The organism is Acetobacter tropicalis, assembly GCF_001580915.1.
Classification (GTDB): Bacteria; Pseudomonadota; Alphaproteobacteria; order Acetobacterales; family Acetobacteraceae; genus Acetobacter; species Acetobacter tropicalis.
On sequence record NZ_LHZQ01000215.1, the window covers coordinates 40,830 to 65,523 of the forward strand.

Sequence of the window (24,694 nt, forward strand, 5' to 3'; positions counted from 1 at the left end):
TTCTGTCCCGTCCCCTAACGGCCTCATTCCTTTGGCAGGACACCCCCCATGCTTGCGCTTGAAATTGTCACCCTGCTTGTGGCTGTATCCGCCACTGGCTTCAGCATTTTTCTGCACTTCTGGAACAAACGAAAAGTTGCGGACCTAGAAGCAGAAATTACGAAGCTTCAGGAAAAAGGCATTAAGGTGCAAATGGATACAGTGCTCAATGCCGCCCGAACCTCTTCTAAAAAAGAAAAAGCCTGAGTTCCTCGCCGTGAGCTGGCAAAATATTTTATGGGAAATTCTTAAAAAATTAAGACGTCGGATATAAAGCTTTCCCGAAGTCTTTGCTCTCCCAGAACGTCAGCCTGAAAACCCTCTCCCTGATATCTCAAGAAGACAGGACATTCTGAGAGGGTAGAAAAAAAGCGATCTCTCCAGTCTTTGCAAGATCGCAGTTTTGTTAAAGATGAGTGAGGGTCAGACCATACATGACCCCGGCAATCAGAATCATGAAGCCGACCATAGCCTTCAGACGCTCATTCTGCCTGCGCTGCTTCTCAGCCAGTTCAGCCTGGCTCAATGTGATTTGTGTTGTTTCCATCAAATCCACCCTTGCAGCATATGGTCTGCCAGCAACCCGCAAAACAGCAGAAATAGGTAGGCCAGAGAAAACCGGAAAGAAATACGGGCCGCTTTATCTCCTGCCAGGCTTACGCCGTTTTCATCCTGCGGTTCGCGCAGAACACGGATAGCACACAGAACAAAGCCCAGCCCCAGAACCAATGCCGTAGCAGTATAAAGCCAACCACACAGATGCAGCATGGACGGAATAAGAGAGATAGCCAGCAGCACCAGTGTGTAGACAAAAATATTCCAGCGGGTGTGACGGGCACCTTTAACCACTGGCAGCATGGGAATTCCGGCCCGCCCATAATCCTTGCATGCATACAGGGAGAGAGACCAGAAATGCGGGGGTGTCCAGAAAAACACGATACCAAACATTACAATCGGCAGCACCGCCATATGGCCAGTGGCCGCTGCCCACCCGATCATCGGCGGAAAAGCACCCGCTGCCCCGCCAATCACAATATTCTGTGGCGTAGAGCGCTTAAGCCACATGGTATAAATGACAGCGTAAAAGAAAATGGAGAATGCAAGAATACCCGCTGCCAAAGCATTGGTTGCCATCCACATGAGGCAGACTGACAGGCAGGACAGGCCAACGCCATAGGCCAGCGCTTCGTGTTCAGGAATACGCCCACCGGGAATAGGCCGGGTGATGGTGCGTTGCATCACGGCATCAATATCGCGGTCATACCACATATTGATGGCACCAGCGGCCCCAGACGCCATGCATATACATAGAATGGCCACGGCAGCTTCAAACAGCGAAAGATGCCCAGGGGCCATGATCATGCCAGCAGCCCCTGTAAACACCACCAGCGATATCACCCGTGGTTTGAGGAGCTGCACCCAGTCTTTCGCAGTAGTGCCAACACGGTCAGCCTTGAAACGTATCCGCCCAGAAGCAGAAACCTGAGCTGTTGTCTCGCTCATGACCGCACCATTGTTTCTTCAGGCTCAAAGGCAACATCTTTTCCGGCTATTTTTTCGACCATCGGACGGTTCTGCACAAAGCTCAAACCCATGGTCAGCAGGAAACAGAGCACGGAAGCACCGAGCAATCCGCCGCTCCACATCTGACAGGCGACCGGAAGAGCGGGAACTGCCAACGCCGTACCTGCTGCCATCAACCCGAACTGCACGGCAGCCAAAGGCGTGGGATACCAGCGGCCACACCCTTCTCCACGCCAGAGATACAGACCGCAGAACACTGCATAAAGTGTGCCTACCTGTAGAGCGGAATGCAGACCATCCCCCTGCATGAATTGGCTGATCCAGCCAGTAGAGACCACAACCAGAAACCCAAGCCCCCACAGCATGGGGATTTTGACTGTCATGCTTGCGCGCCACGTACCCGCCATCCACAAGGCAGCCAGCAATACGGAAGCCAGAGTAGCAGCACTTAACACCAGTGTCTGGGCAGACAGCAGGGTGGCGACAGTCGCGGCCCCCGCCAGCCCGTGCGCAAAAACGCTTTTAACCCATAGAATGCTCCCTGCAGCCGCAGAAGCACTCATGACCCCGGCAACAGGAAAAGGAGAAAAACGGGCAACCTTTGCGCCTGTTTCAAAAACAATTCCAAACCCGGCCAGCAGCGTGACCAGCATAATGGGCTCAGCAAAACCATCCAGCACAGAAGGCGTAAAGGCGGCACCACTCCACACTTGATGGCTGAGAATGGCGGCCAACACCGGCACCGTAAGCAAAAGCACGGCAGACGCCAGCATTTCCCCCCACACAAAGGGAGAGAACGGAGCGCGGGGAGCGGAATCGGCGCGGCTGTCAAAAATGGTAGCCAGAACAACCATCACTGCCAGCAGGGTGCCTACGCACCACAACAAAGCGGCTTCAGTCTGCCACGGAGACGCCACCATCAGCACGCCTGCGGCTGAGACACTGGCCAGAGAAAGCTTATTCAGCCCGGGAAGAACCGTGCCTTCACGCTGAAGAGCACGTGGCAGCCACAAAGTGCCAAAGCCACACACCAGCGCTGGAACAACCACAAACAGCAGCATAAGAGCACCATGAGCCTGTTCAATTCCGGCCCACAAACCCGTATGCGGCACCATGCCAAGCTGCTGAAATGCAGAAACACCGCCTCCAAGCAGACCTGCCAGAGCAGCAACCAGCAGATAGCCTGCTCCTACACCATCAACCGATGCAGTCTGCCGTAGCATGCTATTTCCCTTATTCTGGCCTTGTTCCGCACAAGCAGATGCCATGTTCGCACCCCACGCCTTTAACAGATGTGTTCCGGGTGACGAGACGCCCCCCTGAGAGCCCCTTCTATAGCGGCTTTCCTGTAGCTTAACGACCCATTTAGCTCCGCATGCCTATCGCCCCTGCCCTGTGTAGAAAGGGCGACAGCACGGAAGTGTGATCAGATGTTTTCAAGCGTGACGAGGGTAAAAAGGCCGGCCGGTGGCACTGGCTGAATTCTCGCCCGCACCAGATCTTCCGGCGGCAGAAGGGATTCCATGGCAAAATCAGGATGCCAGCCCAGAGAACGGGACGCGCGCGCCATACCACGTTCCACAGCGCCACGAACACCGCCGGGAGCCAGAAAGTGGTTTACAAACAGGATGTGACCGCCGGGTTTGACCACCCGTTTGAGTTCACGCAGCAGCCTGCGCGGATGCGGTACAACGGACGCCACAAACATGGCCACAGCAATATCGAAGGAGTCGTCCTCGAACGTTGTCTCTTCGGCATCCATTTCCAGAAGGGCATCGACATTATTCAGATGCTCTTTCTGTACGCGTTCACGCGCACGGGCCAGCATGTCACCAGACAGATCAATGCCGGTAATATGCTTGTCCTTGCGATAGTGCGGGAGAGCGAGCCCAGTACCAACACCAACTTCAAGAACGCCAGTACCGGGCAGGGCATTGACAGCTTCAACCGCTCGACGGCGACCAAAGCCAGAAACGCCACCAAACACGGTGTCATACACACCTGCCCACCGGCGGTAAGCGACCTTTACGGCCTCGGCATCCAGCGCTGAACGCGACGGAGCCGGATCTTCACCCTGACCGGGCGAGCATTTGTGGAGAACGTCACTCATGGTTTCTCTCTGCCCGCTGGCGGCAATTTCTTCAAGAGCCACAACGCATCTTCCTTTGTTTTAAATAAAATGCGCCATAAAAGCGCCCTTGTCTCCATGCCCATTGTCCCCTTACCTTCCGTCTGCCTGGAACTGTTTTAGAAGAAAAGAGACATGCTGGAATTCCTGCTTGCCGTCCTCAGCCTTATTATCTGGTCATCGATTTTCGTTTTCTATTTCCGAGACTCTATTTTTAGCTGGCTCGACAACCGCTTCGGCAAAGATACCGTCCTCCCCCCTCTGGAAGACAAGGCTGCCGACCGAGCGGAACCGACTTTTTCAGCGCCCAACACTCAACAGCCGGAAGCATCCGAACCGGTCAAAGAAGCCTAACCGTTTTTCAGGCCCCCTTTTTCAGCTTTGCTTCAATGCAGTCCCATATGGCACCCGCTCCGTTGACGCCATCAAAACGCTCCAGTTCCTGAAGGCCGGTAGGAGAAGTCACATTGATTTCCGTCAGGTAATCACCAATCACATCTATGCCCACAAAAATCAGACCGTGTTCCTTCAGGAACGGCCCGATGGCAGCACAGATCTCCTTGTCTCGCTCTGTCAGGGCCACTTTGCGCGCCACCCCCCCAACATGCATGTTGGAGCGGTGATCATCTCCTGATGGCACACGGTTAATCGCGCCTACAGGCAGGCCATCAACCAGAATAATGCGCTTGTCCCCCTGCTTTACGGCGGGTTCGTAACGCTGAATCATCAACGGTTCACGAGAGCGCGCAAAGTGCATTTCCAGAAGAGCATTCAGATTCTGGTCATCTTCCTTGATACGAAAGATGCCACTGCCGCCATTGCCGAAAAGCGGTTTGACAATGATATCCCGCCAATGCGCACGAAAAGCCCGGATTTGCCCGACATCCCATGTGACCAGCGTAGGGGGCATGAGGTGTGGGAAATGCGTTACCAGCAGTTTTTCAGGAGAATCCCGCACCCAGCGCGGATCATTGACCACCAGAGCCTTGTCTGCACCAATCCCATGAACGTGGTCCAGCAGATGGGTTGCGGTAATATAGGCCATATCAAATGGCGGGTCCTGCCGCATCAGCACCACATCCATCTCCCCCAGGGACCGACGAACAGGCTCGCCAAACGTGGCGTGATTACCCTGCTCCCGCCGCACCGTGACAGAACGTAGGGAGGCGCTGACATGGGCAGAGGTTGCACCACCCGGCGAGGTTGTTCCCTCCCCAAGCGCCAGGGACGGAACTTCATACACAAACAGCTTGTGGCCGCGCCCCTGCGCCTCCAGCATCAACGCGAACGTAGAATCTCCGTTGATATCAACATGCTCCAGGGGGTCCATCTGGACAGCAACATTCAATGGAGATGACATACGCGCCCGCTTTCCTTAGAATTTCAGGGTCAAATGAGATAACTATCCGTTACCGTATCGCTGTTCTGTCCGGCTGTCCAAGGCACGAAAGCACGTCTCTTTCTCTTTAGTGTCGAGACGGCAGCAAAACGGCATTCTGGCCATGGCCTGCGGCATCACACTGCGTCCGCACGTGGTAGAGCGCATATCGCTCACCCACCGCGCCATCACGTTCCCGCGCAAGATCCTGTTCCTGTGAAAGCACTGTGAACAGTGCGGTATCCGGCATGTCATGCCGCCGCCGACTACGGATGAGGTATCCTTCCCCACACGCAGCCTTCGGAAAGGTAAACAGACTCCACCGGGGCTCAACCGCCACAACCGGGCGGCCTACAGGGGCATAAAACGCCAGTTCAGCAGCCAGACCATATTCATCCGCAATCAGAACAGAGTCGGCAGGCACGTGCGCCACAACAATCCGGCCAAAATCCGGCCATCCCCCCATCTGGCGTAATGTCATGTCCAAATGCGGAGAAAGTTTAAGCGGGGACGCCACCGCCTGAATGACAATCAGCGCCACAAGGGCAATACCCACCCCGCTGGCGACCTTCCACCCGCGCCAACGGGGCAGCGCCGCCGCCATGGCCAGTGCCGGATAAAGAACAACAGGCCAGTTTGCCTGCACCCGCGCTCCTACGGCATGCTGCACAAATACAGCCAGTGGCACCAAAATCATGCACAGCAGCAGGCGCGAGAACGAGTCCCGCTGTTTCCACAGCACCACGCAGCCGCCGATAAAAAACAGGAATACACCGGGGGACATCAACCCGACCTGTCCGCCCACCAACTCGCTGAAATAGGTCAGCATTCTGGCAGGATGCCAGTCTCCGGTGCGGCCTCCCTGCTTCATGAAGCTGGCCCAGTGATGCGAGGCATTCCACCAGACAACCGGACTGACACACACAGCGGCCACAGCACCGCCCAGCCATGGCCACCACGTTTTCAACCATCCCCTGCCCGCCTGAGTAGCGAGAAGCCATACCCCCATGCCGCCTGCGGGAAGAAGCGCTGTGTATTTGCTATCAAACCCGAGCCCCACGGCAGCCCCAACCAGCAACCACCATGCACCGTTGCCGGTTACGCAAAGACGCCCAAGACTCCACACCATCAGCGTCATGAAAAGCAGGAGGGGGGTATCCGGCGTCATCAACAGTGTGCCAACACCAAGCGCTACAGTTCCGTTCAGCAAAACTGCGGTACGCACCCCTGCTCTTTGAGCATCTTTCGCACTGTAACCCGCCAGATGCTGTAACCAGTCCCGCGTTGCCATTGCCAGCAGAATCGTGCCGACTGCAGCGGACAAAGGCCCCAAGAACCTTACGCCACAGGCATTATCTCCTGCTACCAACAAACCAAGCTTGATGAACACCGCCACCATTGGAGGATGATCGAGATATCCGGCAGCAGGCGCCAAGGCCCACAGGCGGTAATAGGCTTCGTCCGGCGTGAGAGGCACCACAGCCCCCATGACAATCCGGATGGCGGTAAGCACCAACAGTGCCAGCCCCCACCCATAATAGGGAGACTTCAGATGCATGGGGAAGAAGCTCACACGCGCCAGACGACGGTAGAGGAGACGGCATAGTTCCATACAACCGCCAGAATGGCGCCCGCCACACTGGCTTGGGTCAGTCCCTCATGCGCCTGGAACAGCATTTGCGCGACGCCCACGTTGGCCACCGCACCTATGGAACACACCAGCATGAAAGCCAGTAGGCCACCCACAAACCGAAGACCACGCAGGCGCTTATCCCGATAGGTGATGTTATTATCGAGCACAAAATTGAGGATCATGGCGACAACTGTGCCAACCCCTTGCGCCACGGGAAAATCGCCCCCCATGGTGCGAATGCTCTGCATGACCGCCAGATTGACGCCAACCCCTACAGAACCCACCAGACAGAATGCCACAAAACGCAATGGCAACCAGCCACGACAAAGCTTGTCCAACACCAGCGCCAGAAACTGGAGCATGACCAGCGCATCCAGTTTGCTCTCACCGGCAAGTCTGGCCCGGAACCCACAGGGCACTTCCTGCACGCGCAACGGCTTGGAAGAAGACAGCAGAAGATCCAGTAAAATCTTGAACCCGGTTCCGGAAAGGCGTGGGGCAACAGCCGCAAACACATCCTGCCGTAACGCGAAAAAGCCACTCATCGGGTCACTTAACCGGACGGGCAGAACCATCTGCGCCAGCTTTATTCCACCGTCAGAAAGCGCGTGGCGCCATGCGTTTGCCAGTCCGGCATTGTTGCCACCTTCAACGTGGCGGCTTCCGACAGCAATATCACACTCGCCGCTTTGCACGGCGTCAATCAGCGCGCCAAGACGGGAGTCGTCGTGCTGAAGGTCTCCGTCCATCACCGCCACAATCTGGGCGGAGGACGACAAAGCTCCTTCAATAACTGCGGAGGAAAGGCCGCGCCGCCCAACCCGGCAAAGGCCGCGCACCCGCGCATCCTTTTGGGCAAGCGCCCTTACGGCCTGCGTGGTGCCATCAGGTGAATTGTCATCCACAAACACCACTTCCCAATGGCGGCCAGCCAGCGCGCGATCCAGAGCCGCCACCAACGGCGCAATATTCCTGACTTCATTATAGCAAGGAATAATGACACTGATGTCAGGACCGCCACGCGCAGCGCCCGGCAATGCCGGAGCGTCTGAAATCACGGACGACTACCTTCCGATCCGACAACGAGCGGCACCCCGGTTCTCTCCAGACTTGTGCGAATGGTTTGCAAAGTCTGCACCCGGATAACGTGTGGTCCTTCGGTCAGCCGTCGGGTCAACTGGTTTTCATGGGCGGCATCCCGCGCAATCAGGCGCACCAGAAAATCACCTCCACCGCGAATCATGTGGCATTCGCGCACTTCCGGCCACTGGGCCAGCTCCTGCTCAAACGCGGAAAGAATGGCCTCTTTTTGGCTATCCAGACCAATCAGCGCGAAAAACGTAATCGGCCAGCCCAGCATTCCGGCATCTGGCTCGGCGTGGTAGCCGCGAATAACCCCCAGTTCCTCCAGGCGCCGCACGCGCCGCAGGCACGGCGGGGCCGATATCCCCACACGCCGCGCCAGCTCCACATTGGTCATCCGGCCATCGTCTTGCAGTTCCGCCACAATACGCAGGTCAACAGCGTCAAGTTCTGTCACCTTATCTGTTCCATTTTACGCCGCAGCCTTTTCCTGAACATCTTGCCCCGTATATGCCATGCGTCTGCATGGCTCGCAAACCACTTACGCCTCTTGCCCAAACGGAAGGCTCCCGCCATATCGCAAGCAGGAATATTAAGGTGCGTGCCACGCGCTGCTTCACACTGACATTCACCAGGAAGGCCTGCCTGAACAATGACTGAGACCATTACAACTGAACTGCTGGTTATTGGCGCTGGCCCTGCTGGCTACACGGCGGCCATTTACGCAGCCCGTGCAAATCTCAAGCCAGTTCTTGTGGCGGGTCTTCAGCCTGGTGGCCAGCTCATGATCACGACCGATGTTGAAAACTATCCCGGCTTTGCCGAGGCCGTGCAAGGCCCGTGGCTGATGGAACAGATGGCGGCGCAAGCCGAACATGTGGGAGCCCGTATTCAGCACGACATCATTACATCGGTGGATTTCCAAGCTGGCTCCCCTTTCCGGATGGTGGGAGATTCCGGCACGCAGTATGTTGCAAAGTCCGTGATTATCGCCACCGGTGCACAGGCAAAATGGCTGGGCCTGCCCAGTGAGAAGCGTCTGCAAGGGGCTGGTGTTTCCGCCTGCGCAACATGCGATGGGTTTTTCTACCGTGGCAAAAACGTGGTGGTAGTGGGCGGCGGCAACACTGCCGTTGAAGAAGCCCTGTATCTGACGCACCACGCAGCACACGTTACCCTTGTGCACCGGCGCGATACGCTGCGGGCTGAAAAAATCCTGCAGGACCGTTTCTTCGCCAACCCGAAAACTTCCATTATCTGGAACAGTGTAGTGGAGGACATTCTGGCCGATGGCACGCCAGCCGTTGTCTCGGGCATCAAGCTCCGCAACACACAGGACAACACAACAACCGTTTATCCTACGGATGGTGTTTTCATCGCTATTGGGCATTCTCCCAACACGGGCATTTTCGCAAACCAGCTTTCACTGGATGACGAAGGCTATATTCTGACCACCCCCGGCTCGACCCACACATCTGTGCCCGGCGTATTTGCCGCAGGCGACGTACAGGACAAGATCTACCGTCAGGCCGTAACGGCAGCGGGAAGCGGCTGCATGGCGGCGCTGGATGCCGAGCGCTATCTGGCTGAAATACAGGACTAATCACAGCAGGTCTCTTGACCACGCCTTACAATTACTGCACGTAATGAACGAATGGTATGAATTCATACCGTTAATCACTTTATTCAATATTGCAGGAGGCATGCGTGGACTGGGACAAACTCCGGGTTTTCCATGCTGTAGCCGAAGCGGGTTCCTTTACCCACGCTGGAGATGTCCTGAACCTGAGCCAATCTGCTGTTTCTCGGCAGATTTCGGCTCTGGAGGACGTTCTTCAGGTTCCTCTTTTTCACCGCCACGCCCGGGGACTGATCCTCACTGAACAGGGCGAGACGCTGCATAAGACGGTGCGCGAAGTCTTTTCAAAACTTGAAATGACCCAAACGCTTTTAACCGAAAGCAAGGAAAAGGCAGCCGGTCGGCTACGGGTTACAACCACTACAGGCTTTGGCAATTGCTGGCTTATGCCACGGCTGCACAAGTTTATGTCCGCCAATCCCGATATCGATATCTGCCTGATTCTGGAAGATAACGATCTTGATCTTGGCATGAGAGAAGCCGATGTGGCCGTGCGTATGCATGCCCCACGCCAGCCTGACCTCATTCAGCGGCATCTGGCGGATTTCCATCTGCCTATTTTTGCGGCCCCACTTTATATAGAAAAGTATGGCACCCCCAAATCCATTGAAGATATCAGCACACACCAGCTTGTTCTTTTCGGAGAACATCATCCGCCGGTAGCGCATATCAACTGGCTGTCTGAAGCAATCCGTCACAATGGTACCAAGCAGCAGGCCCGGCTGGAAGTCAACAGCATGGCCGCCATGGCATCCGCCATCGCATCCGGCTTGGGTATAGGCTCCATTCCCACTTACGCGGCAAAAGAATTTCCGGATCTGGTTCAGATTCTTCCTGAAGTTGCCACGCCAACAGTGGACGCCTATTTTGTCTATCCGGAAGAGCTTCGGAGCTCCAAGCGTGTAGCCGTGTTCCGTGACTTCCTGATGAGCGAATTGGGAATCCGCTAAAAGCAGCGTTTCTGCTTTCATTTCCTTCCAAAAAAGCTCCCCTTCGGGGGAGCTTTTTTGTTATTTGTGCTTTTATTTATCAGTTTCTATTATAACTGTCTTCAATACGGATAATATCGTCTTCTCCCAAATATGCACCTGATTGCACCTCAATCAGCGTCAATGGGATCTTTCCCGGATTTTCCAGCCGGTGCGTGCATCCCTGCGGCAAATACACACTCTCATTTTCGCGCAGCAAAAGCTGCTCTTCATCCCGCGTTACCAGAGCCACACCCGCCACTACCACCCAGTGCTCGGAACGATGGAAGTGTTTCTGCAAGGAAAGCTTGCCACCGGGGTTCACCACAATCCGCTTTACCTGAAAACGGTCGTTACAGATCAACCCTTCATAAAACCCCCAGGGCCGGTAACATCTCTGGTGCGTAAAGGCTTCTGAGCGCCCGTCCCGCTTCAACTGATCCACCAGTTTCTTAACGTTCTGCGCCTGACTTTTATGCGTCACCAGCACTGCGTCAGACGTCACCACCACAACCACATCATCCAGACCAGATACAGCAGTGAGCATCCCTTCCGAGCGAACGTAACACCCGTGCGCTCCTTCCGTCAGAACATCCCCAATCAGAACGTTATTGTCCGCATCCTTGTTACTGATATCCCACAGGGCATCCCAACTTCCTACGTCAGACCAGCCCAGATCTGCCGGGATAACGGCTGAAACATCGGTTTTTTCAGCAATGGCGTAATCGATGGAAATATCCGGTGCCTGAGCAAACGCGTCTTTATCAAGCCGGATAAAGTCCAGATCCGTTGTTCGCTTTTCAAAAGCAGCCTGCACATGCTCCAGCACCTGCGGGGCATATTTGTGCATCTCTTCCAGCAATACATCCGCGCGGAAGACGAACATGCCTGAATTCCAGAAATAGTTTCCATCCTCCACAAAACCTTTGGCTACATCTGCCGACGGTTTTTCACGAAACGAACGAATAACAAACGCTCCGTCCACTCCGGGCAGCGGCTCGCCTTTTTCAATATAGCCATAACCCGTTTCCGGGCGTGTGGGAGTCATGCCGAATGTGACAATCCGCCCGAGCCGGGCAGCTTCAACCGCTTTTTCCATAACGGTTTGCAGCGCAGGATGATTTTTGATTTCCGCATCCGCTGGCATCATCCACAGAATGGCCTGCGGGTTTGTCTGGGCCACCAGCAGAGCTGCCGCCGCAATGGCAGGGGCTGAATTACGCCCTACCGGCTCAAGCAGAATACTTGGTCTTTCAACCATCACTTCACGCAACTGCTCTGCAATAAGAAAACGGTGTTCTTCATTGCAAACAATAACAGGGGGCGCAAAACCAGCAGAATGTCCCCGCAGGACTGTTTCCTGCAGCATGCTGCGCTCACTCAGTAATGCCCAGAGCTGCTTGGGAAAACTGGCTCGAGACATGGGCCAGAGACGGCTCCCGGTCCCACCAGACAACACGACAGGCACAATGCCTGATTCCGTCTTACCGCCCTGCCCCATTTTTACAGTCCTTGTTTTTATGTTCTGACAAATCGCCACTGTTGTTCAGCATTGTCTCGGGCAAACTTCAAGATAAACAGCGTACAGCCTGAGACCGGCCTTAATAGCCCCCTGATGAAAGCTGATCATCCTGCCTTAAAATACCAGCACAACGCCGATCAGATGGTTATGGTTGCAAAAAATGACTACTCATTCTTCAGACGTTTCCACAGCACGCAGAAACAGAGATTACAAAACGTTTATTTTACTTGACGTTTATCTTTGCCCTTCCCACAAAATGGCTACTCGATAAAGAAAAGACGCTTTATTCAGCGCCATTTCAATATTTTCTATTCACAAACAAGAATACTGATAGTATGTGTTACTGCATATCAGCCGATAAAATAAAAATGGATCCATCATGACTGAGAACCAGAGCTACCCCATCATTCTCGACCTGGTTGCGGAAATTGTTTCTGCCCACGTCTCCAATAACGCAACGGACCCGGCAACGATCCCAGCCCTGATAAAAGATGTTTATCAGGCTCTGAAATCAGCGGATCAGCCGGTCAGCGAACCTGAAAAACTTCAGCCTGCCGTTCCGGTCAAGCGCTCCGTTTTCCCTGACTACATCATCTGTCTGGAAGATGGTAAAAAACTGAAAATGCTTAAGCGCCACCTGCAAAGCGCTTACGGCATGACCCCTGAACAGTACCGTGAACGCTGGGGCCTGCCTGCCGATTACCCCATGGTTGCTCCAAACTATGCGGAACGTCGTTCCACTCTGGCCCGTGAAATTGGCCTCGGCCGCAAGATCCACGCCACTCCGGAAGGGGAAGATGCAAATGGTCGCGGTCGTCGCACCAAGAAAGCATCTGCCTGAGGATAGGACAGAACCCCGTGAGCACTCCTCTGGTTCGTGCTGACGGGGTTTTTAGGTATTGACGAACAATACCGCCATAGTGAAAGCTTAAATGCGTAATCTGGTTTGATGTCACAGGATACGCATTTTGGTTTTGGTGGTGGTATTCTCTGAAAAAAAGAGAGCGCCTAGATTACCCACTCCATAATGTGGTCAGATCATAAGTGAGTCCGGAAGGTAAGTATGACGAAATCTGAGCTCATTGCTGCTCTCATGAGAAAGCATCCACACCTTCAGCTCAAAGACATCAATCTTATCGTCAACACTGTATTTGGGGCCATTTCCAAAAGTCTTGCCGATAACAACCGTGTAGAGCTTCGCGGATTCGGGGCGTTTTCCATCAAGGAGCGCGATCCCCGTGTTGGCCGCAACCCCAAGACCGGGGAGCAGGTTCAGGTTTCCAAAAAGTTCATTCCGTTTTTCAAAACAGGAAAAGAGCTGCACGCCCGCATTAACAAGGCGCGCGAAAGCTAAAGAACACTCGGCTGAGTGCTCTGGCTCTCTTCCATAAACCGTTTCACCTGCCGCAAATCTTCCAGAAAACGCTGATACTCGCGCTGTTTGTCTGCCTCATTCGGTAAACGAAGCAGATAGGATGGGTGCACGGTTACCAATCCATGGCTGCCATCTTCCAGCGGAAAAATACGTGATCGCTCACGAGAAATCGTGACAGGACGTTTGAGCAGGCTTTGGGCCGCCGTAACGCCCATCATCACAACCAATATAGGCTGAATGAGACGTCGTTCTGCGTTCAACCATATGCGACAGGCGTCAACAGCCTCTTGGTCAGGTTTTTGATGCAGACGCCGGGTATTTCTCCATACAAACCGGAAATGCTTGACGGCATTTGTTACATACACGTCTGGCCGTTCAATCTCTGCTTCTCGTAAAGCCCGATCAAGCACCTGCCCTGCTGGCCCTACAAAAGGATGCCCAGCCAGATCTTCCTGATCTCCCGGTTGCTCGCCTACCAGCATGACACGCGCGGTTACCGGCCCCTCTCCAAACACTGTTCGCGTTGCAGGCTCCCACAAAGCACAGGCACGGCAGTCCATAGCTTCGCTACCCAGTTGGTCCAGCGTACGCGTTTTGGCGACCTCATCTGCCGTGGGAGGCAATACAGTTTTGGGATATCCTTGCCACACACCCGCCCCATCTCTTTGCCAGGAAAGAGGAGCATTCTGCCCTTCTTCACTACCGGGGCCGAACTGGATAATACGCCCATCCCATTGCATTCGCCTATATCCCGCCTGCACAGCCCAAGGCTCTGCAACACGCTCCAGACAATAGGCGGCATTGGCCTCAATAATATAATGGGCGGGCTCGCACGCCCACGCACCCCGCCTATCATGGCGAAAGGTGGCCGCAAAATCAGCACGGAACCTATGAGTTTCCTCAGTAACGACCTCAGCCAGCGCGTCCAGTTGTTCCACATCAGGATCACCCACCGCAGCGCGAATATCCAACTGTTCATGCACAACACGGAAAACAAGCCGATAAAGCAACGAAAACCGCTCGGACTCATGTGCCTGAATTGCCAGCACCAACCGCTCGACCAAACGACGCGGAAGACGAAGAAGCCCTCCCTTACCCTCATCAGGTGTGGAGAAGAGTGTCTGTGGGTCCGTAGAGGAAGGATGAAACAGCGCCTCCGAAGGCTGCACCAGCCATGTGATATCTTCTGGGCGTGTTCCTGCAAACACGTGATACCGCGTAGCCCGCCGCCATGTTGCCAGATCAACCTGATGCGCCAGAAGAATTTGGGTCACGCTCTTCCTTTCCTATACTGACACCCTTTTAAACGCCCTTCTTCCCAAAACGACGCCGAAGACGTGCCAGAACACTTGCCCCATCAATAATACCAAAGGCATGCATCAGCACCCCGTAAAGGACTGCACCCAGAACAATCATGCTGCCCAGCCAGATCATGCGCAGCAGTAAGCCAGATGGAAAACCCACAACGACCTTCAGGCACAGCAGACCACCCGCCATTAATGCAGAAGCACCGATTGTCAGAACCATATTGCGGCCAGTTTTCGGCTCCAGTTGCAAAGCATCGCGTCGCAGCAGAAGAATCGAGAGAAAAGCTACGTTCAGAAAAGCTGCAACACTGCTGGCAAGCGGCGGTCCGACATGCAGAAGAGGTTTCATGAACAGCAGGTTCAGAATAAAATTGAAGACCAGAATGCTGATGCCCACATAAACTGGCGTCCGCGTGTCTCCCCGCGCGAAAAAGGCAGGCGATAGTACTTTCACCATCACAAACGCAGGCAGACCAATGGCATAAGCCCGCAACGCCTGCGCTGAAAGTAGGGCATCATGTTCCGTGAAAGAACCATGACCAAACAGCACAACCATAATTGGCCCTGCCAAAACCAGTAATCCTGCCACCGCAGGAAGAGTCAGCAGCAAGACATATTCAATGGAACGGTTTTGTGCGGCACGGGCGGCTTCATGATCCCCCGCTGCAAGATGACGGGTGAGAACTGGCAGAAGTGTGGTGCCCGCCGCAGCCCCGAGTACCCCCAAGGGTAACTGATTGATACGATCTGCAAAATACATCAAAGAAACGCTGCCAGCGGGCAACAAGGTGGCAATGATCGTATCGATTGTCAGATTGATCTGCCCTACCCCGCTCCCTACCAATCCCGGCACCATACGGCGTACCAGCAACCGAATACGCGGTGTAAGTTGCGGCCACAGTGGCATAAGCCCAAAGTCGGCCCGATGGCACGACCAAAGCAGCAACCCTAACTGCACCACCCCGGAAGCGGTAACGCCCCACGCGGCGGCATACGCCACATTCGGCATAAATGGAGAAACAAACAGAATGGCGGCAATGCCGACCACATTGAAGGCCAGATAAGCCGCCGCAGCCATGCTGAACTTATGCAGGCCATTCAGCACCCCGGCCACAAGTGCCGCAGCACAGATCAATACCAGATAGGGAAAGGTAATACGGCTCAGGCTAACACCAAGAGCGTAACGATCACCCGTCTGCAAAAAACCTGGAGCAATAAGCCGCAAAACCTGCGGCATGAAGACTTCCCCCACCACACACAGAAAAATCAGCCATGCCAGCATCACCCCCAGCGCACGCCGTGCAAAATTACGTGCTGGTTCTTCCCCTTCCTGCGCCAGAACTGAGGAAAACAGGGGAACAAAGGCCGCGTTAAAAGCGCCTTCCCCAAATAGCCGCCGAAACATGTTGGGCAGGCGGAATGCCACCTGATACGCATCCTGCAAGGCACCGGCCCCCATGAAGGCAGCCAGAAGCTGGTCGCGCACCAGACCTAGGATACGGCTGAGCATGGTCCAGCCGCCGACTGTAAGAAAATTTCTGAGCATGATTGCCGCTTATAAGAGGAGCCTGTTGCAGAGAGATAGAGGAGTTAAAGCGGCAAAGCCAAAATATTCAGCGCAATACGGCACCAAAAAGCAGCAATTATGTTACTCAGATCACTGAGCATACCTATATTCTTACTCGACCGCGCCATCTGCCCAGCGCAACATGATTTTTTTGCTACCCGAGGAGACGCGCCCTTCATGCCAGATCATCACAACCTGCCCTCTCTTTCCGGGTCGCCGCGTTGTGTTCTCGTCAAGCCCAGTCAGCGGTCTCGGCGAGGACAGGAAGTGGCGCGGGCTGTTCTGGCGTTTTTCATTCTAGCCATTGCTCTTTACACCATTCACGGTTTTCTGCCTGCGCTGGTTTGGGGCTGTGTGTTTGCCATCGCCACCTGGCCACTTTACACCCGGGCGCGCAGGGCATGGCCGCAGGCAGCAAAAGGGCTTTTGCTACCGTTTATTTTCACAGCAGCCATGGCACTGATTTTTGTCATTCCCATGATGCTCATCACGCTGGAAGCCGTGGGAGAAGCACAGAGCGCACTGGCATGGCTGGAAAAGGCCCGTCAATCTGGCGTTCCGGTGCCACAGGCCGTTTCTCACCTACCATTTGGAAGCCAGACACTTACCTCCTGGTGGCAGGCTCATCTTGCCAATCCGCAAGATGTTTCCGGCCTGACGGGTGCTTTGGACAGCAAAGGCGTTGCCCTGACCAAAGCCGTAGGGTCGCAGATTGCTCACCGCGGCACCCTGTTCTGTTTTTCCATCGTCACGCTTTTCTTTCTTTATAAAGATGGCGTCTCCGTTATCCGGCAATGTCGCGTTGCCTCTCGCCGTGCCTTTGGCAAGCGTGGAGAAACCATAGCCCGCCAGATTGTAGCCTCCATCCATGGCACCGTGCAGGGATTGGTGCTGGTCGGCATGGCCGAAGGGCTGTTGATGGGCGTTGTCTATTTTCTTTGTGGCGCCCCCCACCCGGCGTTGTTCGGCGTTATAACCGCCGTGGCTGCCATGATCCCCTTCTGTGCCATGATTGCCGTTGGGTTGGTGTCTCTTCTTATTCTGGCACAAGGCGCTTCCGTGGCCGGTATTGCCACGTTCTGCATAGGTGCCGTGGTTATTTTTGTTGCTGACCACTTTGTGCGCCCCGTTCTGATTGGCGGGAGCACAAAACTTCCGTTTCTGTGGGTTCTGTTGGGTATTTTGGGAGGAGCCGAAACGTGGGGGCTTCTTGGGTTGTTCGTCGGCCCCGCTGCCATGGCTGCTCTGGACCTGTTGTGGCGGCGCTGGACCACTGGGAGCGAACGGCCTGAGCCTCCCCTACCGCCAGCATAAAGGCTCAGTGAACAAGCGCATATCGCCAAAGAAGGTTACATACTATGCGTGCGGTACAGCGGGTCGAAAGAAAGGCCCGCACAGGCAGAACAGAGCATTAAAGCAACCGCTGCCTATAGTACCCGTGTTTTCAACAGGATTATGTAGACAACAAAAAAGGGTGTCCACTAACTGAACACCCGGCATTGCTTTTTGATTTTTAAGAAAACCTTCAGCAAACAAGATATCGGGCAGGCGGGATTCGAACCCACGACCCCCAGTCCCCCAGACTGATGCGCTACCAGACTGCGCTACTGCCCGTTTGCTTGGCGTGAGGTCTTTAGCAGCCTCATGCTATCCGCACAAGCCACCTGATCTGTTTTTTATGCAGAAAGGCGACTGCGCAATGCTTGCAGTTCAAGCAGGATATCGGCCAGATCATTACGCAGCCGTGTATTCTGCTTTTTCAGTTGCACAACATTATGACCCTCACCCTGCACGGACACTTCATCCGGCTCAGGCAAGGCTTCTGTAGTGTCTACTGCATCATCACCTTGTTCAACCGAGGCAGGCTCTTCAGCACCGAACGCTGCCACCACGTCTTCTTCCGTCACACCAGCAGACTGGTCCTGAGCAGAACCGCCTTCCAAGCTTTCTAAAGCCGAAACATCATGCTGCAGGGCAATCTCGTCTGATATGGGTTCTGGAACTAATGCAGGGAGAGCTTCAGCAGAAACGGCATCATCCACATTGGTCTCGACCACGCCAATCGCATCCTGCGGTGTTTCATCCCTCTCGGGTTCAGACACACTGGCAGGGGCCTCAGCTTCTTCGGCTATTGCGCTACCGTCTGCAGCATCAACGACCTCGACAAGCACGACCTCAACAGAGACTGGCTCAGCCTGTTGCGAAAGGTCTGTACCTGCGGAAACTGGAAGCACTGGCGCTTCTTCAGCAGCAGGCTGCACCGTTTCTGGTTGGGGCGTCGGTTCTGTCGGCGGGGCGTCCGCCACATCTGCCGCCGTATGAGCCCCTTCGCGCAGAAGGCGCTGAACACCCTTTACAGTGTAACCTTTGCTGTAAAGCAGATCTGCAATGTAGCGCAGCAGTTCAATATCTGCGGGACGATAATACCGACGCCCCCCGCCGCGCTTGAGGGGACGAACCTGTTCGAACCGTGTTTCCCAGAAGCGAAGCACATGCTGCGGAACGTGCAGTTCATCTGCCACTTCACTGATTGTCCGGAACGCCAGAGGCCCTTTTTCTGACCGGGAGAAAGTGTCTTCTTCAGACTGTGTGGGAATCGAGTCTTCCGGTGAAGAAAACGTGCCTTCAGTCATTATCGTCATCCACACCTGCATCAAGAGATTCGTGATTCACTTCTGCCCGCAAAAGCTGGCTGGGGCGGAAGACCAGAACCGAACGTGGAAGAATTGGGACTTCCTCACCCGTTTTGGGATTACGCCCGCTGCGCTGGCCTTTCTGTCTGACAGAAAAAGTGCCAAAGCCGCTAATTTTCACGCTTTCACCTTGTTCAAGCGCTACCATTACCGTTTCCAGAATATCTTCCAGAAGAACAGCGGATTCTTTTCGGGACAGCCCAACCTGCTGATAGATCTGCTCTACCAGAGATGCACGCGTGACAGTTTCCATAAAAGAGAAGGTAACATGTTGGCGGACCTCGTCAATTCAAACTGAACGACGACTCCTCCTTCCCTGATCAAAAACTAGAAACGAGCCAGAGCAGACCCCCATGTGAGGCCGCCACCCAAGGCTTCCATCAACACCAGATCGCCTTTCTGGATACGTCCGTCCCTCACGGCTTCATCCAGCGCCAGCGGAATCGAGGCCGCGGACGTATTAGCATGACGGTCAACCGTGATCACCACCCGTTCTGGCGGAAGGTTCAGCTTTTTCGCCACCCCTTCGATGATACGGATATTGGCCTGGTGCGGCACCAACCAGGAGACATCGCCATATTCCAGCCCTTCGGCTTTCAATGCTTCATCCACGGAAGAAGAAAGCTTGGCCACGGCGTGGCGGAACACATCCCGTCCGCTCATTTTTAGATGCCCGCTCATTTCCCGGCGACCCACGGCGCCGTCCACATACAACAGATCACCTGCGGTCCCATCACAATGCAGATGGGTGGAAAGGAGACCAGCCTCACCAGGCTCATCAGTGCCAGACAAAACGACAGCTCCGGCGCCATCGCCAAACAGCACACACGTTCCGCGGTCTGACCAATCAACAATACGGGAATAAACCTCGCTGCCAATCACCAGCACATTTCGGGCCTGGCCGCTGCGTATAAACGCATCTGCTGTTGAAAGAGCAAAAATAAATCCGGAGCAGGCCGCCGCGAGGTCAAACCCGAATCCCTGCTGCATGCCCAGTTCGGCCTGAATTCTGACCGCCGTAGCCGGGAAAGCCTGATCAGGCGTGGACGTTCCAACAATGACCGCATCAATATCTGCCGGAGTCAGGCCTGCATAATCCAAAGCACGACGGGCCGCCTGAGCACCCATGCTGGTTGCCGTATCATTCGGCCCTGCAATATGACGCTGGGTTATGCCAGTGCGGGTTTTGATCCAGTCATCGGATGTATCAAGCTGGGCTGCCAGTTCATCGTTAGTCACGACACGATCTGGCAGGAACCCACCAAACCCTACCAGAAGCGAACGTCTCGCCATCTCTGCTCTTTCATTATCCAGCACCGGCTACCACACGGGCATCAATGCTGTGCTATTCTATCCTGTCAGGACGCCGTCACGGCGGGTTCACGTTCCATGGAAGCCTGCTGGTGGGATAGAAGCGCCCCCATATGGGTCAGACGCTCGCGAATACCATCATTGAAGCCGTGGGTGACCATATCCATGGCAACATCAACTGCGGCGGCGAAGCCTTCCGCATCTGTGCCGCCGTGGGATTTTACAACCACGCCGTTCAGACCAACAAACACGGCTCCGTTATAGCGGCGGGGATCAAGCCACTCTTTCATCCGCTCAAGGCCGGGCCGAACCAGAAGATAACCAATCTTGGCGATAATACCGCGACTGAAAACCTGACGCAGAAGAGAGGTTGCCATTTTCAGCACCCCTTCCCCCGTTTTCAGCGCGACATTTCCTGTAAAGCCGTCCGTCACCACAACATCCGTAGTGCCGGCTGTAATATCGTGGCCTTCAATAAAGCCATGGAACTGGGACGCCAGCGGGCTTTCCCGCAGGACTTCAGAAGCGATACGCAGCTTCTCGTCGCCTTTAAGTTCCTCTGAACCGATATTGAGGAGACCGATCCGTGGAGCGGGAAGACCAAGAACAGCCTTTGCAAAGGCTTCCCCCATCACCGCAAATTCCACCAGATTGCGCCAATCGCACGCCACATTGGCACCGAGGTCAAGCATGACCACGTCGCCTTTGATTGTGGGGCTGATGGCCGCCATGGCAGGACGGGAAATGCCGGGCATGGTTTTGACCACAATCTTGGCCAATGCCAGCATGGCCCCGCTGTTACCAGCGGAAACAACGCCTCTGGCCCGACCGCTTGCCACAGCATCCATGCCAAGACGCATGGAAGATTTCCGCACGCGCAGGGCGGCGGTTGGCTTCATGTCCATCGGCACGGCCTCATCCGTATGCCAGATGGTGCAGATGGACTCAGCCTTTGGGTGCTTGGCCAAAAGTGGACGAAGCTTTGCTTCATCTCCTGTTAGCAGCACCCGCATGCCGGGATGACGATCAGCAGCTATAGCAAGCCCAGCGACAACCACATCAGGAGCTCCATCGCCTCCCATTCCATCAACAGCAAGGCTGAACACCTCACTCTGTTCTGAAATGGAAATATCTGGACTCTCTTTCTTGCTCATGCCTGCTTCTCTGCCATGCTGCAGATGCCTTACCCTCGCATTGTGCCCTCTCTCCTCAGGGAGAGACGAGCACTTTCATTTTCAGGCGCGCACAGCGACTTTCAGCGCTTTGCCCGCAGCAATCACTTCACGGCCATCATAATGACCACAGTGGCTGCAAATGTTGTGCGGACGCTTCAGCTCACCACAGTTGGAGCATTCAGCATAGGCCTCCACACGCAGGGCTTCATGGCTGCGACGCATGCCACGACGTGAAGGCGAGGTTTTTCTTTTGGGTACAGCCATGGGCCCGAGCCCCTCCAAACAGATCTAAAGACCACCGGCGCCACAACACTCAGGCCATGCCGCCAGCAAGACAAAACAGGTTAATCACCAGATTGAGGGCGGGCTCTAGCAGAGAGCTGCCCCTTTCGCAAGCAACACTGCAAGAAATCCGCCCCCAACAGGTCAGCTATCTTTACGGCGCAACTGTTCAAGCGCGGAAAATGGCGTGTTTCCTCTGGCACGCGCCTCTTCCTGCGCCCGTTTCTCCGCCTCTTCCTCGGTCATCACAAGTCCGGGGGGCAAAACCGCATCCGGCGCGTGAGGATAAGGCTCCAGATCCAGAGCAAACTGCTCTACAGCCGCTTCTCCAAGATCAATGGAGTCTCCTTCATAAGGAATTTCATCAATCGCTTCCAGATCAGGCTCGGCACTTTCTTCAAAATCTTCCGCAGGCACAAACTGCACCACAAAAGATCCTGCCAGAACATCTTCAAACGGTTCAAGGGTGACTACACAGGTCTGCTTGAACCGGGCTGCCAGTGCGCCGTGCGCGGTAACGCAGTCCCGCCCCGTAGCGGTCAGGTGATATTTGCACCGCACCATGCTGACTTCAGGCAACCCGAGGCGCACGGCAATCTGCTCGCATTCCTCAGGTGTTGCCTCAACAGTCACATCCAGCCCTCCCGGCGCGATTCGGCGTACGGCCGTCAGGCGGGAAAATTCCGGTTTAGCGGCCATGGGAGCCTCCTGAAACAAAGACATCTCTGATGTTTAATTCAAACACGCTGCCACCGCTGTATTTGCAGGGAACAGACACTGACAGCCCTATCACAAAGCCTGCGTTCCGTAAGGGCGGAACATGGGCTTTCCTGTAAAACACCCCTATGATGGAATTCAGGAATTGACGCCCTCCGCCTGTTCGGGCATCCGACAGAAGCAGGTGCCTACGTGTGGGCAGCCCTGTCTTTTTTTATCTCGACACGTTAGAGTGACTGCACAAACCGGGGTGCTTTACTGACATGATGCCGCAACGCTCAAGAAAAATTGCCAATGTCCGCGCAAAGTGCGGGTTATTGGCAGCCCTGTGCGTTCTTTCTGGCTGCAATGTGTTCCGCCCCACCCCTATCCCCCGTGGCTCCCTGATTGAAGCTGATGACTACAATCAGCTTATTCCCGGCACGAGCACACGGGCTGATGCGGTCGATCTTCTCGGCTCCGCCACGACCAAGGGGGCCTTTGACGACAACACATGGATTTATATTTCCATGGCCACCTATCTGCGCCCCATAGATTTTCCGGGCATCAAGAAACAGCAGGTTGTTGTTCTCAAGTTTGGTGGCAACGGTACATTGGAAAGCCTGCGGACCCTCAGCCGCCGGGATGCGCGTCCCGTGGCGATGATCAGCCAGGTAACGCCAACCCCGGGCACCAGCATCAACATCCTTCAGCAGATTCTGGGTAACGTGGGCCGTTACAACCCTATGCAGAACATGATGGGCGGCGGCAGCACATCCGGCAACGGCATGATGGGCAACAACAGTGGCCCCGGCCACTTTGGCTCCGGCAATACGCTTTAAGAGTAGTGGCTGTTTAACAGGAGGGTCTTTTGGGCTCTCCTAAACAGAACGCCCTGCTGCCGGATTATTCTGAAGTTCCAAAAGCGGTGAATCTGAACGCCTGACCTATTCAGCCGTCAGCACCCAGCCTCTCAAAATATCCTGCACCTTTTATGGCAAGAGAATGCGCACGCGCAGTCCGCCTGAGGGGGAGACATCCAGTTCCATCTCTCCACCATGGGCGCGGACAATGTCACGGGAGATGGTCAGGCCCAAACCTGTGCCGCCACCCCGGCCGCTTTCAAAGGCCCGGAAAACTGCTTCGCGCCGCTCCGGACTGATGCCCGGACCATCATCATCCACCAGAATACACGCCCCTTCCGCTACAGAGCGCGCTGTTATTGTTATCGCACCGCCATGCCTGCGTGCATTATCCAGCAGGTTGGTTAATGCACGCCTCACTGCGTCCGGACGTATCATGACGTGCAGCCCTTTCTGCACGCTCACCGCCCGCACCCGTGCCCCCGCTCTCCGCGCCGCCGCCACAACGTCTTCTACAAACGGTGCAAATTCCACCATCAGAGGTGTTTCAGCGCCCTCGCCGCGTGCGAACGCCAGATAACTGTCGATCATGTGTTCCATTTCAACCACATCACCGATCATGTCATCGACATCCCCGCGCAGATCTTCCGCCTTCACCACCCCTGTGCGTGGCATCATGGCCAATGAGAGACGAATGCGCGTCAACGGTGTGCGCAGATCGTGCGATACACCAGCCAGAACGCCTGTCCGTTGAGACACAAATCGGAAGATCCGGTCCTGCATGCGGTTGAAGGCTACAGAAGCCTTACGCACTTCCTGCGCCCCTTCCGGTTTGATGGGCCCGATATCCCGTCCCAGACCAAATTGTTCGGCCGCATGCGCCAGCCGCCTGATAGCCCGCACCTGATTACGCATGAACAGGCTGGCAATGATAAACAGCAACAGAGAACTGCCTAAAGCCCATGCCACAAACAGCCAGATCTGCCCCATATCCAGCCGTTTGCGGGGCGCTTCCACCTCAAGCACCCCATCACTCAGTTGGATGGAAATTTTCACGGTATGAGGATCACTCCGCCAATTCACAAAAAATGGATGGTCGATGGCGCTTTCCAGCGCATGAGCCAGATCCTCATCCATCGGGCCCAGTACGTGATTGAAACCAATGCGTCGCAGCTTGGCTCCCGCGTGCCAGGTTTCCACCAGTTGCAGGTGGTCACGCGCCTGTTCGACAAACCATTCCTTGTCGCTTTGTTTGTGCAACCGCTCCAACGCATTGAGCGAAAGCACAATTTCGGAACTCACACTGTCTGACAGACGGCGCGATACAACCTTGAGAAAGTTTCCGTAAAACAGCTCCAGAGAAATTGCCTGCGTTACCAGCAGCGGAATGAACACAATCAGGAGCGACCGGCCAAGCAGGGAACGCGGTAGAACCCGCCGCATGGATTTCTCCACCCGACGGGATTTCCATATCCGTGACGGAAACAGCCTGAGCGCTCTCCGGCTCATCA

26 protein-coding genes and 1 tRNA gene are annotated in these 24,694 nt (G+C 55.1%); 8 read left to right on the forward strand and 19 right to left on the reverse strand.

Going from position 1 to position 24,694, the window contains the following annotated elements; translation table 11 throughout:
• Positions 1 to 48 precede the first annotated feature (48 nt).
• Positions 49 to 246: a hypothetical protein gene (locus tag AD944_RS11670; RefSeq protein ID WP_035380885.1), complete on the forward strand. Its 198-nt coding sequence runs from the start codon at positions 49 to 51 to the stop codon at positions 244 to 246.
• 199 nt (positions 247 to 445) lie between these two features.
• Here the strand turns inward: AD944_RS11670 and AD944_RS17105 are convergent, their stop codons facing one another.
• The 4 genes from AD944_RS17105 to AD944_RS11685 all read right to left on the reverse strand — a co-directional run bounded on the left by AD944_RS17105 (position 446) and on the right by AD944_RS11685 (position 3,673).
• Positions 446 to 586, reverse strand: coding sequence for a hypothetical protein (locus tag AD944_RS17105; protein ID WP_169794918.1), 141 nt, complete (start codon positions 584 to 586; stop codon positions 446 to 448).
• The gene (locus AD944_RS11675; RefSeq protein WP_045542232.1) at positions 586 to 1,542 is read right to left on the reverse strand and encodes a heme o synthase; all 957 of its coding nucleotides are present in this window, start codon (positions 1,540 to 1,542) and stop codon (positions 586 to 588) included. The genes AD944_RS17105 and AD944_RS11675 overlap by 1 nt, the downstream gene beginning before the upstream one ends.
• Positions 1,539 to 2,786, reverse strand: a complete 1,248-nt coding sequence (locus AD944_RS11680) for a heme-copper oxidase family protein (RefSeq protein ID WP_052427158.1) — start codon at positions 2,784 to 2,786, stop codon at positions 1,539 to 1,541. The genes AD944_RS11675 and AD944_RS11680 overlap by 4 nt, the downstream gene beginning before the upstream one ends.
• 203 nt (positions 2,787 to 2,989) lie before the next feature.
• On the reverse strand, positions 2,990 to 3,673 hold the full coding sequence (locus tag AD944_RS11685) for a class I SAM-dependent methyltransferase (RefSeq protein WP_035381063.1): 684 nt from the start codon (positions 3,671 to 3,673) through the stop codon (positions 2,990 to 2,992).
• A gap of 153 nt (positions 3,674 to 3,826) precedes the next feature.
• Between AD944_RS11685 and AD944_RS11690 the strand changes: the two genes are divergently transcribed.
• Entirely contained in the window at positions 3,827 to 4,045 is a 219-nt protein-coding gene (locus tag AD944_RS11690) for a hypothetical protein (RefSeq protein WP_045542233.1), read from the forward strand.
• A 7-nt stretch (positions 4,046 to 4,052) separates the two neighbouring features.
• Here AD944_RS11690 and gshB read toward each other — a convergent pair whose 3' ends face one another.
• The 4 genes from gshB to AD944_RS11710 all read right to left on the reverse strand — a co-directional run bounded on the left by gshB (position 4,053) and on the right by AD944_RS11710 (position 8,182).
• A complete protein-coding gene (gshB, locus tag AD944_RS11695) occupies positions 4,053 to 5,051 on the reverse strand; it encodes a glutathione synthase (RefSeq protein ID WP_045542234.1) in 999 nt (332 codons plus the stop codon).
• 106 nt (positions 5,052 to 5,157) lie between these two features.
• Complete coding sequence (locus AD944_RS11700) at positions 5,158 to 6,681, reverse strand: glycosyltransferase family 39 protein (RefSeq protein ID WP_236709195.1); 1,524 nt, start codon at positions 6,679 to 6,681, stop codon at positions 5,158 to 5,160.
• Complete coding sequence (locus AD944_RS11705) at positions 6,639 to 7,760, reverse strand: glycosyltransferase (RefSeq protein WP_082741207.1); 1,122 nt, start codon at positions 7,758 to 7,760, stop codon at positions 6,639 to 6,641. Before AD944_RS11705 ends, AD944_RS11700 begins: the two co-directional genes overlap by 43 nt.
• Entirely contained in the window at positions 7,757 to 8,182 is a 426-nt protein-coding gene (locus AD944_RS11710; RefSeq protein WP_262411384.1) for an Lrp/AsnC family transcriptional regulator, read from the reverse strand. The genes AD944_RS11705 and AD944_RS11710 overlap by 4 nt, the downstream gene beginning before the upstream one ends.
• A gap of 255 nt (positions 8,183 to 8,437) precedes the next feature.
• Here AD944_RS11710 and trxB point away from each other — a divergent pair, with 255 nt between their 5' ends.
• A complete protein-coding gene (gene trxB / locus AD944_RS11715; RefSeq protein ID WP_045542235.1) occupies positions 8,438 to 9,388 on the forward strand; it encodes a thioredoxin-disulfide reductase in 951 nt (316 codons plus the stop codon).
• A 104-nt stretch (positions 9,389 to 9,492) separates the two neighbouring features.
• Complete coding sequence (locus AD944_RS11720; protein ID WP_045542236.1) at positions 9,493 to 10,374, forward strand: LysR family transcriptional regulator; 882 nt, start codon at positions 9,493 to 9,495, stop codon at positions 10,372 to 10,374.
• A 79-nt stretch (positions 10,375 to 10,453) separates the two neighbouring features.
• On the opposite strand, the gene AD944_RS11725 is transcribed toward AD944_RS11720, so the two are convergent.
• Positions 10,454 to 11,893 carry a mannose-1-phosphate guanylyltransferase/mannose-6-phosphate isomerase gene (locus AD944_RS11725; RefSeq protein ID WP_045542237.1) on the reverse strand — a complete coding sequence of 480 codons (1,440 nt, stop codon included), beginning with the start codon at positions 11,891 to 11,893 and terminating at the stop codon, positions 10,454 to 10,456.
• Between the two features lie 400 nt (positions 11,894 to 12,293).
• Here AD944_RS11725 and AD944_RS11730 point away from each other — a divergent pair, with 400 nt between their 5' ends.
• Together AD944_RS11730 and AD944_RS11735 are read left to right on the forward strand one after the other, a co-directional pair.
• Positions 12,294 to 12,755 carry a MucR family transcriptional regulator gene (locus AD944_RS11730; RefSeq protein WP_035380902.1) on the forward strand — a complete coding sequence of 154 codons (462 nt, stop codon included), beginning with the start codon at positions 12,294 to 12,296 and terminating at the stop codon, positions 12,753 to 12,755.
• A gap of 222 nt (positions 12,756 to 12,977) precedes the next feature.
• On the forward strand, positions 12,978 to 13,268 hold the full coding sequence (locus AD944_RS11735) for an integration host factor subunit beta (protein ID WP_035380904.1): 291 nt from the start codon (positions 12,978 to 12,980) through the stop codon (positions 13,266 to 13,268).
• On the opposite strand, the gene AD944_RS17270 is transcribed toward AD944_RS11735, so the two are convergent.
• Entirely contained in the window at positions 13,265 to 14,563 is a 1,299-nt protein-coding gene (locus tag AD944_RS17270) for a UdgX family uracil-DNA binding protein (protein WP_045542238.1), read from the reverse strand. The genes AD944_RS11735 and AD944_RS17270 overlap by 4 nt on opposite strands.
• A gap of 28 nt (positions 14,564 to 14,591) precedes the next feature.
• Positions 14,592 to 16,142, reverse strand: a complete 1,551-nt coding sequence (gene murJ / locus AD944_RS11745) for a murein biosynthesis integral membrane protein MurJ (RefSeq protein ID WP_045542239.1) — start codon at positions 16,140 to 16,142, stop codon at positions 14,592 to 14,594.
• 198 nt (positions 16,143 to 16,340) lie between these two features.
• Here murJ and AD944_RS11750 point away from each other — a divergent pair, with 198 nt between their 5' ends.
• Entirely contained in the window at positions 16,341 to 17,477 is a 1,137-nt protein-coding gene (locus AD944_RS11750) for an AI-2E family transporter (RefSeq protein WP_045542240.1), read from the forward strand.
• Positions 17,478 to 17,703: 226 nt separating this feature from the next.
• Here AD944_RS11750 and AD944_RS11755 read toward each other — a convergent pair.
• The 7 genes from AD944_RS11755 to AD944_RS11785 all read right to left on the reverse strand — a co-directional run bounded on the left by AD944_RS11755 (position 17,704) and on the right by AD944_RS11785 (position 22,323).
• Positions 17,704 to 17,777 (reverse strand) — tRNA-Pro (locus AD944_RS11755).
• A 62-nt stretch (positions 17,778 to 17,839) separates the two neighbouring features.
• Positions 17,840 to 18,796 (reverse strand): MerR family transcriptional regulator, encoded by a 957-nt coding sequence (locus AD944_RS17490; protein ID WP_045542241.1) that lies wholly within the window; start codon positions 18,794 to 18,796, stop codon positions 17,840 to 17,842.
• Entirely contained in the window at positions 18,789 to 19,145 is a 357-nt protein-coding gene (locus AD944_RS11765; RefSeq protein ID WP_254906989.1) for an integration host factor subunit alpha, read from the reverse strand. Before AD944_RS11765 ends, AD944_RS17490 begins: the two co-directional genes overlap by 8 nt.
• A gap of 38 nt (positions 19,146 to 19,183) precedes the next feature.
• The gene (locus AD944_RS11770) at positions 19,184 to 20,149 is read right to left on the reverse strand and encodes a beta-ketoacyl-ACP synthase III (RefSeq protein WP_045542242.1); all 966 of its coding nucleotides are present in this window, start codon (positions 20,147 to 20,149) and stop codon (positions 19,184 to 19,186) included.
• Positions 20,150 to 20,214: 65 nt separating this feature from the next.
• Positions 20,215 to 21,321 (reverse strand): phosphate acyltransferase PlsX, encoded by a 1,107-nt coding sequence (gene plsX / locus AD944_RS11775; RefSeq protein WP_006557515.1) that lies wholly within the window; start codon positions 21,319 to 21,321, stop codon positions 20,215 to 20,217.
• A gap of 81 nt (positions 21,322 to 21,402) precedes the next feature.
• Entirely contained in the window at positions 21,403 to 21,606 is a 204-nt protein-coding gene (gene rpmF / locus AD944_RS11780; protein WP_035380917.1) for a 50S ribosomal protein L32, read from the reverse strand.
• 162 nt (positions 21,607 to 21,768) lie between these two features.
• The gene (locus AD944_RS11785) at positions 21,769 to 22,323 is read right to left on the reverse strand and encodes a YceD family protein (RefSeq protein WP_035380919.1); all 555 of its coding nucleotides are present in this window, start codon (positions 22,321 to 22,323) and stop codon (positions 21,769 to 21,771) included.
• 281 nt (positions 22,324 to 22,604) lie between these two features.
• Here AD944_RS11785 and AD944_RS11790 point away from each other — a divergent pair, with 281 nt between their 5' ends.
• Positions 22,605 to 23,162, forward strand: coding sequence for an outer membrane protein assembly factor BamE (locus AD944_RS11790; RefSeq protein ID WP_035380921.1), 558 nt, complete (start codon positions 22,605 to 22,607; stop codon positions 23,160 to 23,162).
• Positions 23,163 to 23,312: 150 nt separating this feature from the next.
• Here the strand turns inward: AD944_RS11790 and AD944_RS11795 are convergent, their stop codons facing one another.
• The gene (locus tag AD944_RS11795) at positions 23,313 to 24,692 is read right to left on the reverse strand and encodes an ATP-binding protein (RefSeq protein WP_035380923.1); all 1,380 of its coding nucleotides are present in this window, start codon (positions 24,690 to 24,692) and stop codon (positions 23,313 to 23,315) included.
• Positions 24,693 to 24,694 lie beyond the last annotated feature (2 nt).